We start from the raw sequence: 13918 nt of genomic DNA, 5'->3' as shown, positions 1-13918 counted from the left end.
TGGTCGTCCGTTTTAATAAATGCAAGAGCCGTGCCAATCCGCGGGCGTGGTAACAGACGCCGCCCCATCCGGCGAAGAGGGTGTTTTAAGTCAAAAGTGTTCTATTTGTGTAACAATATTGTCATTTTATCGATACACTAATGTGACACATTTGTGCCATTAATTGTCGATAGCGTACTGCCGCATTTTGCGGTAGAGGGTATTGCGGGAGATGCCGAGCTCCCTGGCGGCGAGGCTTACGTTGCCGCCGCTCGAGGACAGGAGGAGCAAGATGCGCTGCCGTTCGGTCTCGCCCGCCAGTTGCCGCCGCTGCTCGCGGCCGAGGTCGGCCAGCAGGGCTGCGGGAAAGAGCTGCTGGTGGGAGGCGTCGGGTAGACCGTATATTTCGTCCGGCAGGTTGGCGGGGGTTATCTTGCCCCCTTCGGCCAGGCTGACCGCCCGCTCGACGACGTTCTGGAGTTCGCGGACGTTGCCCGGCCAGTTGTAGCGCTGGAGGATGCCCATGACCTCGGGCTCGACGAGGTAGCTGCAGCCGCGGTCGCGGCCGATCTTGTCGAGGAAGTGCCTGAAGAGGAGCGGGATGTCGCGGACATGGGCGCGCAGCGGCGGGATGCCGATGGAGATGACGTTGAGACGGTAGTAGAGGTCCTGGCGGAAGCGGCCTTTTTCGACTTCCTGGAGGAGGTTCTGGTTGGTGGCGCAGATGATGCGCACGTTGACGGGGATTACTTTGTCGCTGCCGATGCGGGTGACTTTTTTCTCCTGGAGGACGCGCAGGAGGGCGATCTGCTGCTCGAGCGGCATGTCGCCGATTTCGTCGAGGAAGAGGGTGCCGCCGGAAGCGAGCTCGAATTTGCCCGATTTGCCGCTCCGTTTGGCCCCGGTGAAGGCGCCTTCGACGTAGCCGAACAGTTCGCTGCCGATGAGTTCGCGGGGGATGACGCCGCAGTTGAGGGCGACGAAAGGGCCGCTATGCTGCTCGCTGCGGTTGTGGATGGCCTGGGCGAAGATTTCCTTGCCGGTGCCGCTCTCGCCCTGGAGGAGGATGTTGGAGGAGGTGGTGGCGGCGAGCTTGGCCATGCGGACGGCTTCGAGGATTTCGACGCTTTCGCCGACGATGTCGCTGAACTGGAGGGTGGCGTGGTAGCCGCTGTAGCGGTTTACAAGGTTTTGGATCTGCTTGATCGGCCGCAGGATGATGACGCCGCCGATGATTTTTTCCTGCTCGTCGGTGACCGCCTCGCCGGAGGCGAAGCAGTGGAACATGCCTTTTTTGCCGTCGACCATGAGTTCGGCGTCTTCGAACGGTTCGCGGGCGCTGAGCATGCGCCGCGGCAGGCCGGCGTTGCCGCCGAAGAGTTTTTCGATGTTGATGCCGAGCACTTCGCGCCCGCTTTTGTCGAGGATTTTCTTGGCCGCCGGGTTGACTTGGCTGACGACGCCGCGCTCGTCGACCATGAGCACGCCGTCGGACATGGTGTTGAAGATGTTGGTGAGCCGGTTGTTGGCGAGGGCCAGCTCGCGGTTTTTCTGGCGGATGGCGAGCTGGGCGTTGATGGCTTCGGCGGCGGCGACGACCATGCCGAGGGTGTGGAGGTGGGAGGCGTAGGAGGCGCCGGACATGTCGAGGATGCCGACCATCCGTCCGTCGGCGTCGAAGATGGGCGCCGAGGAGCAGGTGAGGCAGTGGTGCTTCTGGCAGTAGTGCTCGGCGCCGGAGACCTGGATGGGCTCGCGGAGAACGAGGGCGGTGCCGATGGCGTTGGTGCCAGCTTCTTCCTCCCGCCAGCTGGCGCCGCGGAAAAAGTTGTTGGTCATCGGGCCGCCGAGGGTGTCCTCGTCGGCGAATATTTCCATTATGTAGCCGCGCTCGTCGGTGAGGACGACGACGAAACCGGAGCCGGCGACGAATTTGTAGAGGTTGGCCATGAAGGGTTTGGCGATTCTGATGAGTTCCTGTTTTTCGGCGAGCAGCGCTGCCATGGCTTCGCTGTCGAGGCGGCTGTGGAGTGCGTTGTCATAGGGGTTGACGCTGGCCCGGGCGCAGCGGGCCCAGGAGTCGACGATCCGGGGGCGGATGGCGGGGAGCTGCTTTTTGCCGGTGGTGAAGTCCTGCCAGGCGGGAAGCGCTACGTCCCGGAAGTTGTTTGCCGCTGTCATCTTGATCCCTCCGTCGCTGATAAGATTTCGCCGCTCCCCTCCTCTTCCCTGCCGCCTTGTCCCCTTTTTTGCGTACGGGAGATGTAAATATGTGGTGGCCGCAACGGCCGTTCCTCTTTGATGTGCCGCGGCCGTTCAGAAAGCCCCAGATGCAAGGCGCACCGGAAGAGCGCGCCGCGACGCGTACTTTGGGCGTACGCTAGCAAGCGCTCTGAGGAGCAACGCCGCAGATGGGGCTTTATCAACGGCCGACAAAGAAAAGTTATCCCCCGGTTGGCCGGGGGATGACTTTTCGGTATTGCAACTAAACCTGTTGGAAGCGGCTGAGGGTCAGCTGCCGCAAGCGTTTGTCGGTTTCGGCGCCGGCGATGTAGGCGGCGATCATTTTGCCGGTTATCGGCGCGAGGGCGATGCCGTCGCCTTCGTGGCCGGCCGCCATGACGAAACCTTCGAGCCCTTCGACGGGGCCGAGGATGGGCATGCCGTCGGGGGTGTAGGGCCTGAGGCCGGCAAAGGTGCGGATGACGTGGACTTTGGCGAGGAAGGGCAGGATGCTGACGGCGTGCCGCAGGACGGCGGCGGTGGCTTCGGGGGTGACGGCGGTGTCGTAGCCGACGAATTCCCTGGTGCCGCCGATGAGCAGCGTGCCTTCGGCGGTCTGCCCGGCCGCCAGCCCTACGCCGAGGTCGGCGGCTTCGGGGTCTTCGCTGCGGATCATTTCGGGGTTGTATTTGGCGACGATGTAGCGGGCGCTCCAGATTTCCCCGTGGACCATGGGGGGCATGGGTTCGGTGACGATTATCTGGCCGCGCCGCGGTTTGATGGGCAGCTCGATGCCGGCCATGCTGCCGATGGCGGGAGCGAACACGCCGGCGGCGTTGACGACGACGCCGGCCCTGATATCCCCTGCCTGGGTGACGACCCCTTCCACCCTGCCGTTGTTGACCAGCAGACCGCGCACTTCCGCGCCGGTTCTGATGTCGGCGCCGCCGCGGCGCGCGGCGCGGGCAAAGGCGAAGGTGAGTTTGAGGGGGCTGACTTCGGCGTCGGCGGGGCTGTAGGTGGCGGCGATGACGGACGGCGCGAAGGCCGGCTGGCGCCTGCGAGCTTCGTCGCCGCCGAGGATTTCGACGGGCAGGCCATGGTTTTTCTGGCGCTCGACGAATTTTTCCATGATGGCCATCTGGCGTTCGTTTTCGATGGCGATCATGCCGCCGTAGCGGTGGTAGTCGAGGTCGGCGCCGAGTTCTTCGCCGAGGGCGGGGAACATGGCCGAACTTTCCAGCGCGAGGTCGAGGTGCAGGCCGGGGTTCTTGGACTGCATGCTGATCGCTTTGTCGCAGGCCCCGGAGGTGCCGGCGCAGATGTCGCCGCGCTCCAGGAGAACGGACTTGAGACCCAGTTTTGTGAGGTAGTAGGCGATGGAGGCGCCGATGACCCCGCCGCCGATGACGATTACGTCTGCGGTGCGTTCGTTCATTTGTTTTCCTCCCGGCATTTGCAGCCTGCCGACCCGCCGCCGGGGCTAAGGAGCGCTTCGACGGTGACGGGGCGCACGGGCGGGCGGACGGAGGATGTTTCTATCTCGGCAGGATTTTGGCCGGTTTCGGCGGCGATAAGGCCGACGATGAGGCGGCGGCAGGTCCGGCCCTGGCAGAGGCCCATGCCGGCTCCGGTGCGTCTTTTGACGCCGGTGACGGTGGTGGCGCCTTCGGCGATGGCCTGGCGGATTTCGTCTTCGTTTACTTCTTCGCAGCGGCAGATGTGTTTGCTCATGCTCCGTCCCTCCCTTCGACGCTGATTGCCCTGACGGTGTTGAGCAGTTCTTTGGGGACGCGGACGGTGACGACGGCGGTGTGGTCCTGGGTTTTCGAGGCCAGCACTTTTTCGACGGCGCCGGCGCCGACGCGGCGGCCGGTGCGGTCGAGCGCGTTGACGGCGTCGCCGGGCTCGGGCAGCGGCCAGGCTTCGTAGGGCAGTTGGACGGTGCCTTCGTCGCCGGGACGGGAGGCGTCGACGACGAAGATGGCGAGCCCCGGGCACCTGGCGATGCAGACGCCGCAGCCGATGCATTTGGCGGCGTCGAGTACGGGCAGCGAGGTGATGGGCAGGCCGACGGTGATGGCGCGGACGGGGCAGGCTTCCTCGCAGGGGTTGCAGGGGATGTCCTGCACGCATTCGATGACGGCTACCGGGCCTTTGGCCATTCGTTCGTGCGAGGGCAGGCAGGCCGCGAGTTCGTCGGCCGAGAGGTAGCCGCAGGTGGCGAGGTTAGCTGACATGCGCTCCCCTCCCTTCGGCGGTTATCTGCTCTTTGGCGTCACGGCGGGCTTGCCCGAAGCGGCCCGTCCTGAGGGCGTTGAGCCTCGCCCACACAGCTTGTTTGAGGGCTGCGGCCTCTTGCGGGGCGACGCGGCCGAGGGCTTCGGCGGCGGCGATGCCGGCGAGGCGCCCTTCTTCCATGGCGCTGCTGGCTTCTTCGACGCCGGTGATGTCGCCGGCGACGTAGATGCCGGCGGCGGTTGTTTCCATGTTGTCGTCGTGGACTGGCAGGTGGCCGCCGAGCTTCGGGATGTAGGTGAATTTGCAGCCGCACATGAGGGCGAGCTCGGCCAGCGGGGTGAGGCCGACGGCGATGGCGACGCAGCCGACGGCGACGTCGCGTTCGCTGCCGGGCACGGGCCGGAAGCGGTCGTCGAGGGCGACGAGGGTGACCCCTTCGACGCGGTCGACGCCATGGACGCATTTTACGGTGTGGCCGGTGAGGATGGGGACGCCCAGCCGGGAGATTTTGGCGGCGTGGACGCCGTAGCCGCCGATGGCGGGGGCGGCTTCGACGAGGGCCGCGACCTGGCCGCCGGCCTGGCGGATCTGGTAGCTGACGATGAGGCCGACGTTGCCGCTGCCGATCATGATTGTCTTTTCCGCGGGCAGCACCCGGTGGAGGTTGACCATGGTCTGGACGGCGCCGGCGCTCATGACGCCGGGCAGGGTGCAGCCGGGGAAGGCGAGGGCGTTTTCGGAGGCGCCGGTGGCGAGGATTATTTTTTTCGGGTTGAGGAGCAGGCGTCGCTGGTCGGCGGTGATGACGGCCACGCGACGATCGGGGTAGATGGCGTAGACGACGGCGCCGAGTTCGATGCGGGCGCCGAGCCGGGCGGTTTCCGCGAGCAGCGAGTCGCCGATGGCGTAGCCGCGGACGCCGGCCCGGTGGTCTTTGGAACCGAAGAATTTGTGGATCTGTTTGAAGAGCTGGCCGCCGGGACGGTCGTTTTCGTCGAGGACGAGGACGGCGGCTCCCAGCCTGGCCGCTTCGGCGGCGGCCGACAGGCCGGCCGGACCGGCGCCGATGACGATAATGTCTGTGTCTGCCTGGGTCATTCTTTCGCCTCCCGTGCCGCCTGAGCGTCCTGGGTGGCGATTTTCATGCCGGCGCGCACCGGGGTTACGCAGGTGCGGACGTTGGCCTGGCCGTCAACGGTCATGACGCAGTCGGTGCAGCGGCCGATGCCGCAGAATACGCCGCGCGGTTCGCCGCTCTTGCGGGTGTGGCGCAGTTTGAGCCGGCCGGCGGCGATGATGGCGGCGGCGATGGGTTCGCCTTCGCGAGCGGGGATGGGTTCGCCGTCGACTTCGATGAATACCGGCGGTTGTTCTTCAAGGGGTCCGAGGATGGGGTGCCGGAGGATTCTCATGTGTTCACCTCTTGTTGGCCGCAAGGGGGGGGATGGCCCCCCCACGCGGCGGTCGTGTTAGTTGCTGACGCTTTGGGGCGCGTCTTTTCCGGTGTCGCGGGTGAGCATGGATACCACGACGATGAGGACGATGGCGGCGCCGAGGGCGATGAGCACCCGGTTGGGCCCGAGGGCGGTCACCTGGGTGAGGACGGAGCCGACGACGAGGCCGACGCGGGCGCCCCACGGGGTGACTTTACAGTTTTTGCGGCCCATCTGGAGCGGCTCGCTGCTGCGCTCGCGCCACAGGAAGCCGACGAGGAGCAGCGGCACGAGGCCGCCGCCGGCCATAGCGTAGGCTTTGGCGAAGAGGCCGAGGATGGTGGAGGCCTGAATCGCCGCCCAGCAGGCGAAGACACCGACGACGACGGTGAGGCCTTTGGCAAGTTTGACGAGGGTCTGGTCGTCGAGGTCGGGCCGGAAGGGCTTGATGAGGTCGTTGACAATGAGGACGGTGGCCGAGTTGAGGTTGGAGTCGGCGGAGGACATGCCAGCGGCGAGGATGAGGGTGAAGACCATCGCCGACAGCCACACCGGCATATAGTGGGTAAGCATCCAGGGAATGGCGTCGTCGGCCTTGAGGTTGGGGTTGAGGGTGAGGATGATCATGCCGACGAGGCAGGTGAGGAGAACCATGATGAGGGCGGCGCAGCCGCTGAACAGCAGGCCGGTGCGGGCGGTGCTGGCGTTTTTGGCAGCGAAGCAGCGCTGCCAGTAAATTTGGGCGGAGAGCACGCCGACGGTGGCGGTGACGAAGTTTACGACCATGGTCATGGGGTTGACCTTGTTGAAGCTCCACAGATCGCCTTTACCCATGGCGGTCAGCCTGTTGCCCAGTTCGGTGAAGCTCCAGTTGACTGGCTCGAAGGCGAAAAAGTAGAAGGCGACGCCGAGGACGAGAACGAGGACGCCCTGGAAAAGGTCGGTCCAGACGACGGAGTGGATGCCGCCGATGGCGGTGTAGATGATGAAGACGGCGGAGAAGAAGATGATGATGGGCAGCGGGTCGGCCCCGGTGGCGATGTTGAAGATGGCCCCGAAGGCTTTGCCCTGGCCGCCCACCCAGGCGATCATGATGCAGCAGGCGAGAATGGCGGCGATGGCCCGCGTCCATTTGTCGCGGACGAAGAGGTCGTCGGCCATTTCGGCGACGGTGTTGTAGGTGAAGCGGCCGGCGATGCCGGCGAACAGCAGGGCGAAGAGGATCTTGGAGCCTTGTTCGCCGAGGATGAAGGCCATCCACGGCAGGCCGAGGGTGTAGCCCCGCCCGGCGTGGCCGACGAAGTTGCCGACGCCCATGATGGTGGCGAATTCGGTGAAGAGGATGAGGTAGAGGGGGAAACTGCCGCCGCCGATGGCGTACTGGGAGAAGGATTCGCCGGCTTTGCCCTGGACCCGCCAGGAAATCCAGAGGAAAAAGCCGCAGAGCACGATGGTAATAATCCACAAAGAAGTGCCGAGATCCATATACCTACCTCCTTTTTTTGGGTAACCCTACCAAAATATTATTGTTTATCGGTATTATATATGTCAGCCGGAAGGCTGCCGGCGGGAAGGGGCTCGGCGGGGTTCTGCCAGGCGTCGGCGGCGTCCGCCGGTCCGCGGGCGAATGCGAGGGAGCCGATGAGCGACAGGATGTCGTATACCGGCCGGCCCGAGATGCGGGCGAAGATGCGCCGGAAGGGCGGCAGGTTGGTGCATTCGAGGACGAGCGCGCCGGCGTCGGGGAACCTGTCCCTGATCTCGCGGGCGGCTTCTTCCATTTCGTTTTGCAGGGCGGCGACGTCGAGGGTGGTCTTCTGGCGGACGAAGGTGGTGTAGAATTCCTCTTTGTCTTCGAGGCCGAAGATTATATGACGGTCGCTGTCGATGCCGGCGCCGGCCAGATGGCGGGGCGAAAGGCGCTCGCTGTTGGCGGTGACGATGACGATCTTTTGCGCCGACCCGAGCGTTTTTTCGACCGCAGGTACCTGCAACAGGCTGGAGGTGAGCACGGGAATGTCGACGGCCGCCGCCAGCTCGCGCTGGAAGACGGCGAGGAAGCCACAGCTGGTGGTGACGGCTTTGACGCCTTCGGCTGCGAGTTCCCGCGCCCCTTCGACGAAGGCGGCCAGCAGCCGACTGTCGTTCTGCTCGACAACCCTGGACGGCAGGGCGCCGCGGACTACTTTGTAGCGGACGGGGAAGGGGAAGGTGCGGGCGTTGCCGATGTCGCCCACCAGACGGGGGAAGACGGTATCGAGCATGAGGATGCCGATATCCTGCCCGTAGTTGGTGTATCCTCCGGTGAGCTGCATTGGCCCATCCTCCCTTTTTTCGCTCCTGACGGGTTATGTATTGACCGGCAGGTCGAGCTTGCGCATTTCGGCGCGGATTTTGTCCAGGTCGGCCGCGCCGGGGGCGACAAGCGGCAGGCGGACGTCGCCGGCCGCGAGGCCGAGCATGTTGACGGCGGCTTTGACCGGGGTGGGGTTGGTGGCGATGAACATGGCGCGGAAGACCGGGATCAGCTTTAGGTGCAGTTCCCTGGCCCGGGCAAGGTCGCCGGCGAAGAAGGCGGCTATCATGGCTTTGATTTCGCGGCCGACGATGTGGCCGGCGACGCTGATGACGCCGCAGCCGCCGACGGCGAGCGCCGGCAGGGTGAGGGCGTCGTCGCCGGAGTAGAGGTCAAAGCCTTCAGGGGCAATGCGGATTATTTCGCTCATTTGCTCCAAATTCCCGCTGGCTTCTTTGACGGCGACGATATTTTTTATCGCCGCCAGTCTTAGCACCGTTTCCGGCAGCAGGTTGACGCTGGTGCGGCCGGGGACGTTGTAGACGATGAGCGGCAGGTCGGGGGCGGCGGCGGCGGCGGCGGCGAAGTGCCTGAAGAGGCCTTCCTGGGAGGGTTTGTTGTAGTAGGGGGCGACAAGCATCGCGCCGTGCAGGCCGATGCGGGCGGCTTCCCTGGTCAGGTGGATGGACGTGGCGGTGTCGTTTGTGCCGGTGCCGCCGACGACATAGGCCCGGTCGCCAACGGCCGCCAGTACGACTTCAAAAAGTTTGAGCCGTTCCTGGTCGGTGAGGGTGGCGGCTTCGCCGGTGCTGCCGGCGACTACCAGGCCGTCGTTGCCGTGGTCGACGAGGTAGGCGGCCAATTCGGCGGCCTTGTCGTAGTCTACGGCCATGTTTTTGTCGAAGGGGGTGACCATCGCGGTGAGTACTTGTCCGAATTTACTCATAATCATTCTCCTTTGCCTCGTTGCCCGAGCACGCCGGCGTGCAGGGCCCTGAGCGCCGCTACGAGGTCGGCCGTCGCCACGATGCCGGATACGGCGTACGGACCGGTGTAGGTCTGCAGGACGCCGATCTTGGCCTGACGGAGCAGGTCGACGAACATGTTGACGACGGCCGCCGCCGGGGCCGAGCAGCCGATGAGCGATATTTTGGCGCAGTCTTCCGCCTTGGCGGCGACACTCAGACCTGCGGCCGCGGCCTGGGCGGCGGCGAGCTCGATGTCGGCCTGGGCGGCGATGATTTCGACGCCCTGCGGGGTTAGGTTGATGAGGTCGGCATCAAGGCCGGTGGCGGCCAGACGGCCAAGCACAGCCGCGCCCGCCCCCCCTTTTCCCCAGGTGAGCCTGATGACGCCGTAGCCGTTTTTGTGGGCCAGGCCGACGGCTACGCGGCCCCGCAGGCGCTCGATGGTGCCGTCGCGGTCGCCTGTCACGAGGGTGCCGTCGGCGTCGCCGGCGGTGCTTTTGATCCTGAGCGGCAGGCCGTGGCGGAGGGCTATTTCGACGGCGCGGGGATGGATGACCTTGGCTCCCTGGATGGCGAGCTGGTAAGCTTCTTCGTAGGAGATGACGGGGATGGTGCCGGCTTCGGGAACGACCCGCGGGTCGGCGGTCATGATGCCGTCGACGTCGGTGTATATCTCGGCCGCCTCGGCTTTGACGGCCGCCGCGAGAGCGGCGGCGCTCGTGTCGCTGCCACCGCGGCCGAGGGTGGTGATCTCGCCGTTTTCGCTGGCGCCCTGGAAGCCGGCGACGACGACGATCCTGCCGGCGGCGAGGTGGTCGGTTACGCCCCTGGGGTCGATGCGGATTATTTGGGCGTCGCCGTGGGCGGGGGTGGTGATGATGCCCGCCTGCTGGCCGGTGAGGAATACGGCTTCCAGGCCGGCTTTTTTGAGGGCGCCGACGACGATCACCCCGGCGACGATTTCGCCGCAGGCCATGATGAGGTCTTGTTCGCGCTTGCCGATGGCGGAGCATTCCTCTTTGGCCAGGGTGAGGAGGGTGTCGGTGGCGTAGGGTTCCCCGGCCCGCCCCAGGGCGGAGACGACGACAAGCGGCGCATAGCCGGCCGCCTTGGCGGCGGTGATCTTCGCCACGACCTGTTGGCGGCGCTCGGCGGTGCCGACGGATGTGCCGCCGAATTTCTGGACGAGTATCCGCATGGGGTTCACCCTCCTAGACGAGACGTCGGGCGATGAGTTGCTCGGCGATCTGGATGGCGTTAAGGGCGGCGCCTTTGCGGATCTGGTCGCCGACCACCCAGATGTTGAGCCCGGCCGGTATGGTGCGGTCTTCGCGGATGCGGCCGACGAACACTTCGTCGCGGCCGGCGGTAAAGGCCGGCATGGGATAGATCTGGCGGTCGGGTTCGTCGAGGACGGACACGCCGGGGGCGGCGACCAGTATCCGCCGCGCTTCTTCAACCGATAGTTTGCGCCCGGTTTCGAGGTTGAGGAATTCGGAGTGGCTGCGCAGGACGGGGGCTCTTACCGTGGTGGCGGTGATGGGCAGCGACGGCAGGTGCATGATTTTGCGCGTTTCGAGCACCAGTTTCATTTCTTCTTTGGTGTAGCCCTCGTCTTCGAAGATGTCGATCTGGGGAATGAGGTTGAAGGCGATGGGGTAGTGCGCACCGAGGGCGGCCACGGGCAGGATGGCTGCCGAGGGCTGGCGGCCGTCCAAAAGTTCGCGCAGTTGGCCGTTAAGTTCGTCGACGGCCGCTTTGCCGGCCCCTGAGACGGCCTGGCAGGTGGAGACGATGACCCGTTTGAGTTCGGCGTGCTGGTGGATGGGGTTGATGGCCAGGGCCATGATGATGGTGGAGCAGTTGGGGTTGGCGATGATGCCGTTGTGCTTGTCGAGGTCGCCGATGTTGACTTCGGGCACGACCAGCGGCACGTTCGTGTCGAGGCGGAAGGCGCTGCTGTTGTCGATGACGACCGCGCCCGCTTTGACCGCTTCCGGCGCCAGGACCTTGCTGATGGGGCCGCCGGCGAAGAAGGCGATCTGGATGTCGCGGAAGGCTTCGGGTGTGGCTTCCTCGACGATGTGGTCTTCGCCCCGGAATGTGATGGTCGTGCCCACCTCCAGGGCCAGCAGCTTCAGCTTGCCGATGGGAAAGTCGCGGCTGGCGAGGATGTCGAGCAGTTCGGCGCCGACCGCTCCTGTCGCCCCCAAGATGGCTACATTGAATTTCTCCATTCGTATCCCCCTTTGTACCCGCAGTATTGAATTGAAAAGACCGCGCTTTTTTTATTACGCAATATCCGTGCCAGGGGCGGCGAGCCCTTATACCGCGGGCGTCGGGGCGAGAACAGGCCAGACGGTATTATTTCAAATATTGAAAAAAAAGCCCCGCAGCCGCCGCAGTTGGCCATTTGTCATAATTACGTTTTCTGAAAATCGGAAGGTATTTTCTGTCTCGGCGGCAAAGTATTAAGGAAAATATTTCTTGCCGGAGGTTGTCATGCCACTTAAGGTCGGGATTGTCGGTTCGGAACGGCAGTGTCTGCTGCTGCTTGATTTGTTGGCCGCCCAGGACGAGCTGAGCGTGTGCGCCGCTCTGCCGCTGCCGCGCGAGGCGCTGTCCGCAAAGCGGTTCGGACCGCATCGCGCCCTGATGGCCGCGTCGTGGGACGATCTGGCCGGCCGGGGACCGGAGGCGGTTTTCAGCTTCGTGCCGCTGTCCGAGCTGCCCGCGGGCTGGCCGCCGGCCGGCGTGGAGCTGATCGGCTTCCATACCGCCCACGCGGTGAGCAGCTTGCTGAGTTTTCTGTCCCGCCAGCTGACCCAGTGCGAGGAGCAGCGGGTGAAGTATCTCAGCGCCCTGAACGCTGTCACGGAGGGCATCCAGATCATGAATGAGGCGGGGATCATCGAGTATATCAATCCGGCCTTTTCGACGATCACAGGCATCCATCCGGCAGAGCGGATCGGGACGAATGTTTTTCAGGTTTCCCCGGACGGCGCGGCGGCGCGCGTGCTGCTGTCCGGCAAGGCGGCCAGGGGGGTCCGCAATCAGGCGGTGGGGTCGTGCGCCGATGTTATTTCCAACGGGGCGCCGATTTTCATGGCCGGGACGCTGCGCGGGGCGGTGGTCGCCTTCCAGGAGGTGACCGATATCATGCGCCTGTCGGAGGAGCTGAGCACCACCAAGGAGCTGGTCGAGTCGCTGAGCCGCGAGCTGGGGGCGGCCAAATACACGTTCGCGGATATGATCGGCGCCAACCGCAAGGTGCTGGAGGCGATAAATTTAAGCAAGCGGGCGGCGAAGAACGATTCGACGGTGCTGATAACCGGCGACAGCGGCACCGGCAAGGAGATCGCGGCCAACGCTATCCACCACGCCAGTCCCCGCTGGAATAAACCGTTCATCACCGTGAATTGCGCCTCAATCCCCGAGTCGCTGCTGGAGAGCGAGCTGTTCGGCCACGAGAAGGGGGCGTTTACGGGCGCCCATAAGGCCAAGGCGGGCAAGTTCGAGCTGGCGAACGGCGGGACGATCTTCCTCGACGAGATCGGCGATCTGAGTTTCAGCACCCAGGCCAAGCTGCTGAGGGTGCTGCAGGAAAAGGAGGTCGAGCGGATCGGCAGCAATCAGCGCCAGGCGGTGAACGTGAAGATCCTCGCCGCTACGAACAGGAACCTGCAGCGCATGGTGGCCAAGGGGTTGTTCCGCGAGGATCTCTATTACCGGCTGCAGGTGATTAACGTCACCCTGCCCCCGCTGCGGGACCGCAAGGACGATATCCCGCTGCTTGTCGACCACATCCTCCGCCGGGTGTGCCAGGAGTCGGGGCGGCCGACCCTGCGGATGAGCGCGGCCTGCCTCGAGCTGCTGACGGCCCATTCGTGGCCGGGCAATATCCGCGAGCTGCAGAATGTGCTGACGCGGGCGGTGATGTTGTGCGACGGCGACAGCCTTCATCCCGGCAACTTCCGGTTTATGTCCAGCAACGCGCCGGCGGAGGCGCTGCCCGGCGACGAGCCGATCCTCCCGCTGCACGAACTGGAGAAGAATATGGTCGTCAGGGCGCTGAAGAAGTACGGCTGGTCGACGGCCGGAAAAAAAAGCGCCGCCCAGGAGCTTGGTATCGCTCTGGGGACGCTGTATTACAAGATCAAGCAGTATCAGCTCGGCAAGTGACGCCGACCGGCTAGACCCAGAGGTCGCGCCGGCTGGTGCTGACGGCGTAGACGCCGTTGCCGATGGCGTAGGCCACGTCGTCGGCTGTGCGGATGAGGCCGCCGGCGAGGACGGGGATGTCGGTCTCGCGGATGATCTCATGGACGATCGCCGCCGGGACGAGGGCGGGGAGGATTTCGACCGCGTCGGGTTTGAAGCCTTTAAGCATGTGTATCCCTGTGCGCAGCGAATCGGAGTCCATGAGGAAGAGGCGCTGGATGACGAGCAGGCCTTCTTCGCGGGCGATTTTGCCGAGGTGGGGCTTGGTGGTGATGAGGGCCGTCAGGCCGGCGCGGGCGAGGAATCTGATGCCCGACTTGTCTTTGCCGATCCCTTCGAACAGGTCGAGGTGGACGATGAGCTGCTTTTTGCATTCCTGGCCGCGGCGCACCAGCCGCGGCAGTTCGTTTATGTCGCCGAAAAGGACGATGACGGACGGGGAGCTTGTGCGCATCGCCGCCTCGAAGTCTTCGCCGGACCGGGCCGCGGGAATGACGGCCCCTTTTTTTGTCAGGGCGGCGATTGTCATTCGCGTCATGCTTTGCACCCCTCTCTTA

General features: G+C 64.7%; 13 protein-coding genes. 1 reads left to right on the top strand and 12 read right to left on the bottom strand.

Translation table 11 applies throughout. From position 1 onward, the window contains the following. Nucleotides 1-159: 159 nt before the first annotated feature. The 11 genes from RIN56_09430 to RIN56_09380 all read right to left on the bottom strand — a co-directional run bounded on the left by RIN56_09430 (nucleotide 160) and on the right by RIN56_09380 (nucleotide 11377). Nucleotides 160-2160 carry a sigma-54-dependent Fis family transcriptional regulator gene (locus RIN56_09430; protein MDR7867032.1) on the bottom strand — a complete coding sequence of 667 codons (2001 nt, stop codon included), beginning with the start codon at nucleotides 2158-2160 and terminating at the stop codon, nucleotides 160-162. Nucleotides 2161-2464: 304 nt separating this feature from the next. Continuing rightward, nucleotides 2465-3640 (bottom strand): FAD-dependent oxidoreductase, encoded by a 1176-nt coding sequence (locus RIN56_09425; GenBank protein MDR7867031.1) that lies wholly within the window; start codon nucleotides 3638-3640, stop codon nucleotides 2465-2467. After that, nucleotides 3637-3936, bottom strand: coding sequence for a (2Fe-2S)-binding protein (locus RIN56_09420; protein MDR7867030.1), 300 nt, complete (start codon nucleotides 3934-3936; stop codon nucleotides 3637-3639). The genes RIN56_09425 and RIN56_09420 overlap by 4 nt, the downstream gene beginning before the upstream one ends. Next, on the bottom strand, nucleotides 3933-4442 hold the full coding sequence (locus tag RIN56_09415) for a 4Fe-4S binding protein (GenBank protein ID MDR7867029.1): 510 nt from the start codon (nucleotides 4440-4442) through the stop codon (nucleotides 3933-3935). The genes RIN56_09420 and RIN56_09415 overlap by 4 nt, the downstream gene beginning before the upstream one ends. Beyond that, nucleotides 4432-5541, bottom strand: coding sequence for an FAD-dependent oxidoreductase (locus RIN56_09410; GenBank protein ID MDR7867028.1), 1110 nt, complete (start codon nucleotides 5539-5541; stop codon nucleotides 4432-4434). The genes RIN56_09415 and RIN56_09410 overlap by 11 nt, the downstream gene beginning before the upstream one ends. Further along, on the bottom strand, nucleotides 5538-5855 hold the full coding sequence (locus RIN56_09405; protein MDR7867027.1) for a (2Fe-2S)-binding protein: 318 nt from the start codon (nucleotides 5853-5855) through the stop codon (nucleotides 5538-5540). Before RIN56_09405 ends, RIN56_09410 begins: the two co-directional genes overlap by 4 nt. A 57-nt stretch (nucleotides 5856-5912) precedes the next feature. After that, entirely contained in the window at nucleotides 5913-7361 is a 1449-nt protein-coding gene (locus tag RIN56_09400) for a sodium:solute symporter family protein (protein ID MDR7867026.1), read from the bottom strand. 38 nt (nucleotides 7362-7399) lie between these two features. Then, on the bottom strand, nucleotides 7400-8191 hold the full coding sequence (locus RIN56_09395) for an aspartate/glutamate racemase family protein (GenBank protein ID MDR7867025.1): 792 nt from the start codon (nucleotides 8189-8191) through the stop codon (nucleotides 7400-7402). Nucleotides 8192-8224: 33 nt separating this feature from the next. Beyond that, on the bottom strand, nucleotides 8225-9118 hold the full coding sequence (gene dapA / locus RIN56_09390) for a 4-hydroxy-tetrahydrodipicolinate synthase (GenBank protein MDR7867024.1): 894 nt from the start codon (nucleotides 9116-9118) through the stop codon (nucleotides 8225-8227). Between the two features lie 2 nt (nucleotides 9119-9120). Continuing rightward, a complete protein-coding gene (locus RIN56_09385; GenBank protein ID MDR7867023.1) occupies nucleotides 9121-10338 on the bottom strand; it encodes an aspartate kinase in 1218 nt (405 codons plus the stop codon). A gap of 13 nt (nucleotides 10339-10351) precedes the next feature. Beyond that, a complete protein-coding gene (locus RIN56_09380; protein ID MDR7867022.1) occupies nucleotides 10352-11377 on the bottom strand; it encodes an aspartate-semialdehyde dehydrogenase in 1026 nt (341 codons plus the stop codon). Between the two features lie 265 nt (nucleotides 11378-11642). Here RIN56_09380 and RIN56_09375 point away from each other — a divergent pair, with 265 nt between their 5' ends. After that, a complete protein-coding gene (locus RIN56_09375; protein ID MDR7867021.1) occupies nucleotides 11643-13322 on the top strand; it encodes a sigma 54-interacting transcriptional regulator in 1680 nt (559 codons plus the stop codon). Between the two features lie 10 nt (nucleotides 13323-13332). Here RIN56_09375 and RIN56_09370 read toward each other — a convergent pair whose 3' ends face one another. Next, nucleotides 13333-13899 (bottom strand): glycerol-3-phosphate responsive antiterminator, encoded by a 567-nt coding sequence (locus RIN56_09370; GenBank protein ID MDR7867020.1) that lies wholly within the window; start codon nucleotides 13897-13899, stop codon nucleotides 13333-13335. Between the last annotated feature and the right edge of the window lie 19 nt (nucleotides 13900-13918).

It is taken from the genome of Sporomusaceae bacterium (genome assembly GCA_031460455.1).
Lineage (GTDB): Bacteria > Bacillota > Negativicutes > Sporomusales > UBA7701 > Anaeroselena.
Note: the sequence above shows the minus strand (reverse complement) of the source record. Positions and strands in the feature narration are given on the sequence as shown.

Excerpts from the sequence above, each read along its gene's own strand:
- RIN56_09400 (MDR7867026.1), bottom strand. The coding sequence starts at position 7,361 with ATGGATCTCGGCACTTCTTTGTGGATTATTACCATCGTGCTCTGCGGC.
- RIN56_09405 (MDR7867027.1), bottom strand. The coding sequence starts at position 5,855 with ATGAGAATCCTCCGGCACCCCATCCTCGGACCCCTTGAAGAACAACCG.
- RIN56_09425 (MDR7867031.1), bottom strand. The coding sequence starts at position 3,640 with ATGAACGAACGCACCGCAGACGTAATCGTCATCGGCGGCGGGGTCATC.
- RIN56_09380 (MDR7867022.1), bottom strand. The coding sequence starts at position 11,377 with ATGGAGAAATTCAATGTAGCCATCTTGGGGGCGACAGGAGCGGTCGGC.
- RIN56_09385 (MDR7867023.1), bottom strand. The coding sequence starts at position 10,338 with ATGCGGATACTCGTCCAGAAATTCGGCGGCACATCCGTCGGCACCGCC.
- RIN56_09415 (MDR7867029.1), bottom strand. The coding sequence starts at position 4,442 with ATGTCAGCTAACCTCGCCACCTGCGGCTACCTCTCGGCCGACGAACTC.
- RIN56_09395 (MDR7867025.1), bottom strand. The coding sequence starts at position 8,191 with ATGCAGCTCACCGGAGGATACACCAACTACGGGCAGGATATCGGCATC.
- RIN56_09370 (MDR7867020.1), bottom strand. The coding sequence starts at position 13,899 with ATGACGCGAATGACAATCGCCGCCCTGACAAAAAAAGGGGCCGTCATT.
- RIN56_09410 (MDR7867028.1), bottom strand. The coding sequence starts at position 5,541 with ATGACCCAGGCAGACACAGACATTATCGTCATCGGCGCCGGTCCGGCC.
- RIN56_09420 (MDR7867030.1), bottom strand. The coding sequence starts at position 3,936 with ATGAGCAAACACATCTGCCGCTGCGAAGAAGTAAACGAAGACGAAATC.
- RIN56_09430 (MDR7867032.1), bottom strand. The coding sequence starts at position 2,160 with ATGACAGCGGCAAACAACTTCCGGGACGTAGCGCTTCCCGCCTGGCAG.
- dapA (MDR7867024.1), bottom strand. The coding sequence starts at position 9,118 with ATGAGTAAATTCGGACAAGTACTCACCGCGATGGTCACCCCCTTCGAC.
- RIN56_09375 (MDR7867021.1), top strand. The coding sequence starts at position 11,643 with ATGCCACTTAAGGTCGGGATTGTCGGTTCGGAACGGCAGTGTCTGCTG.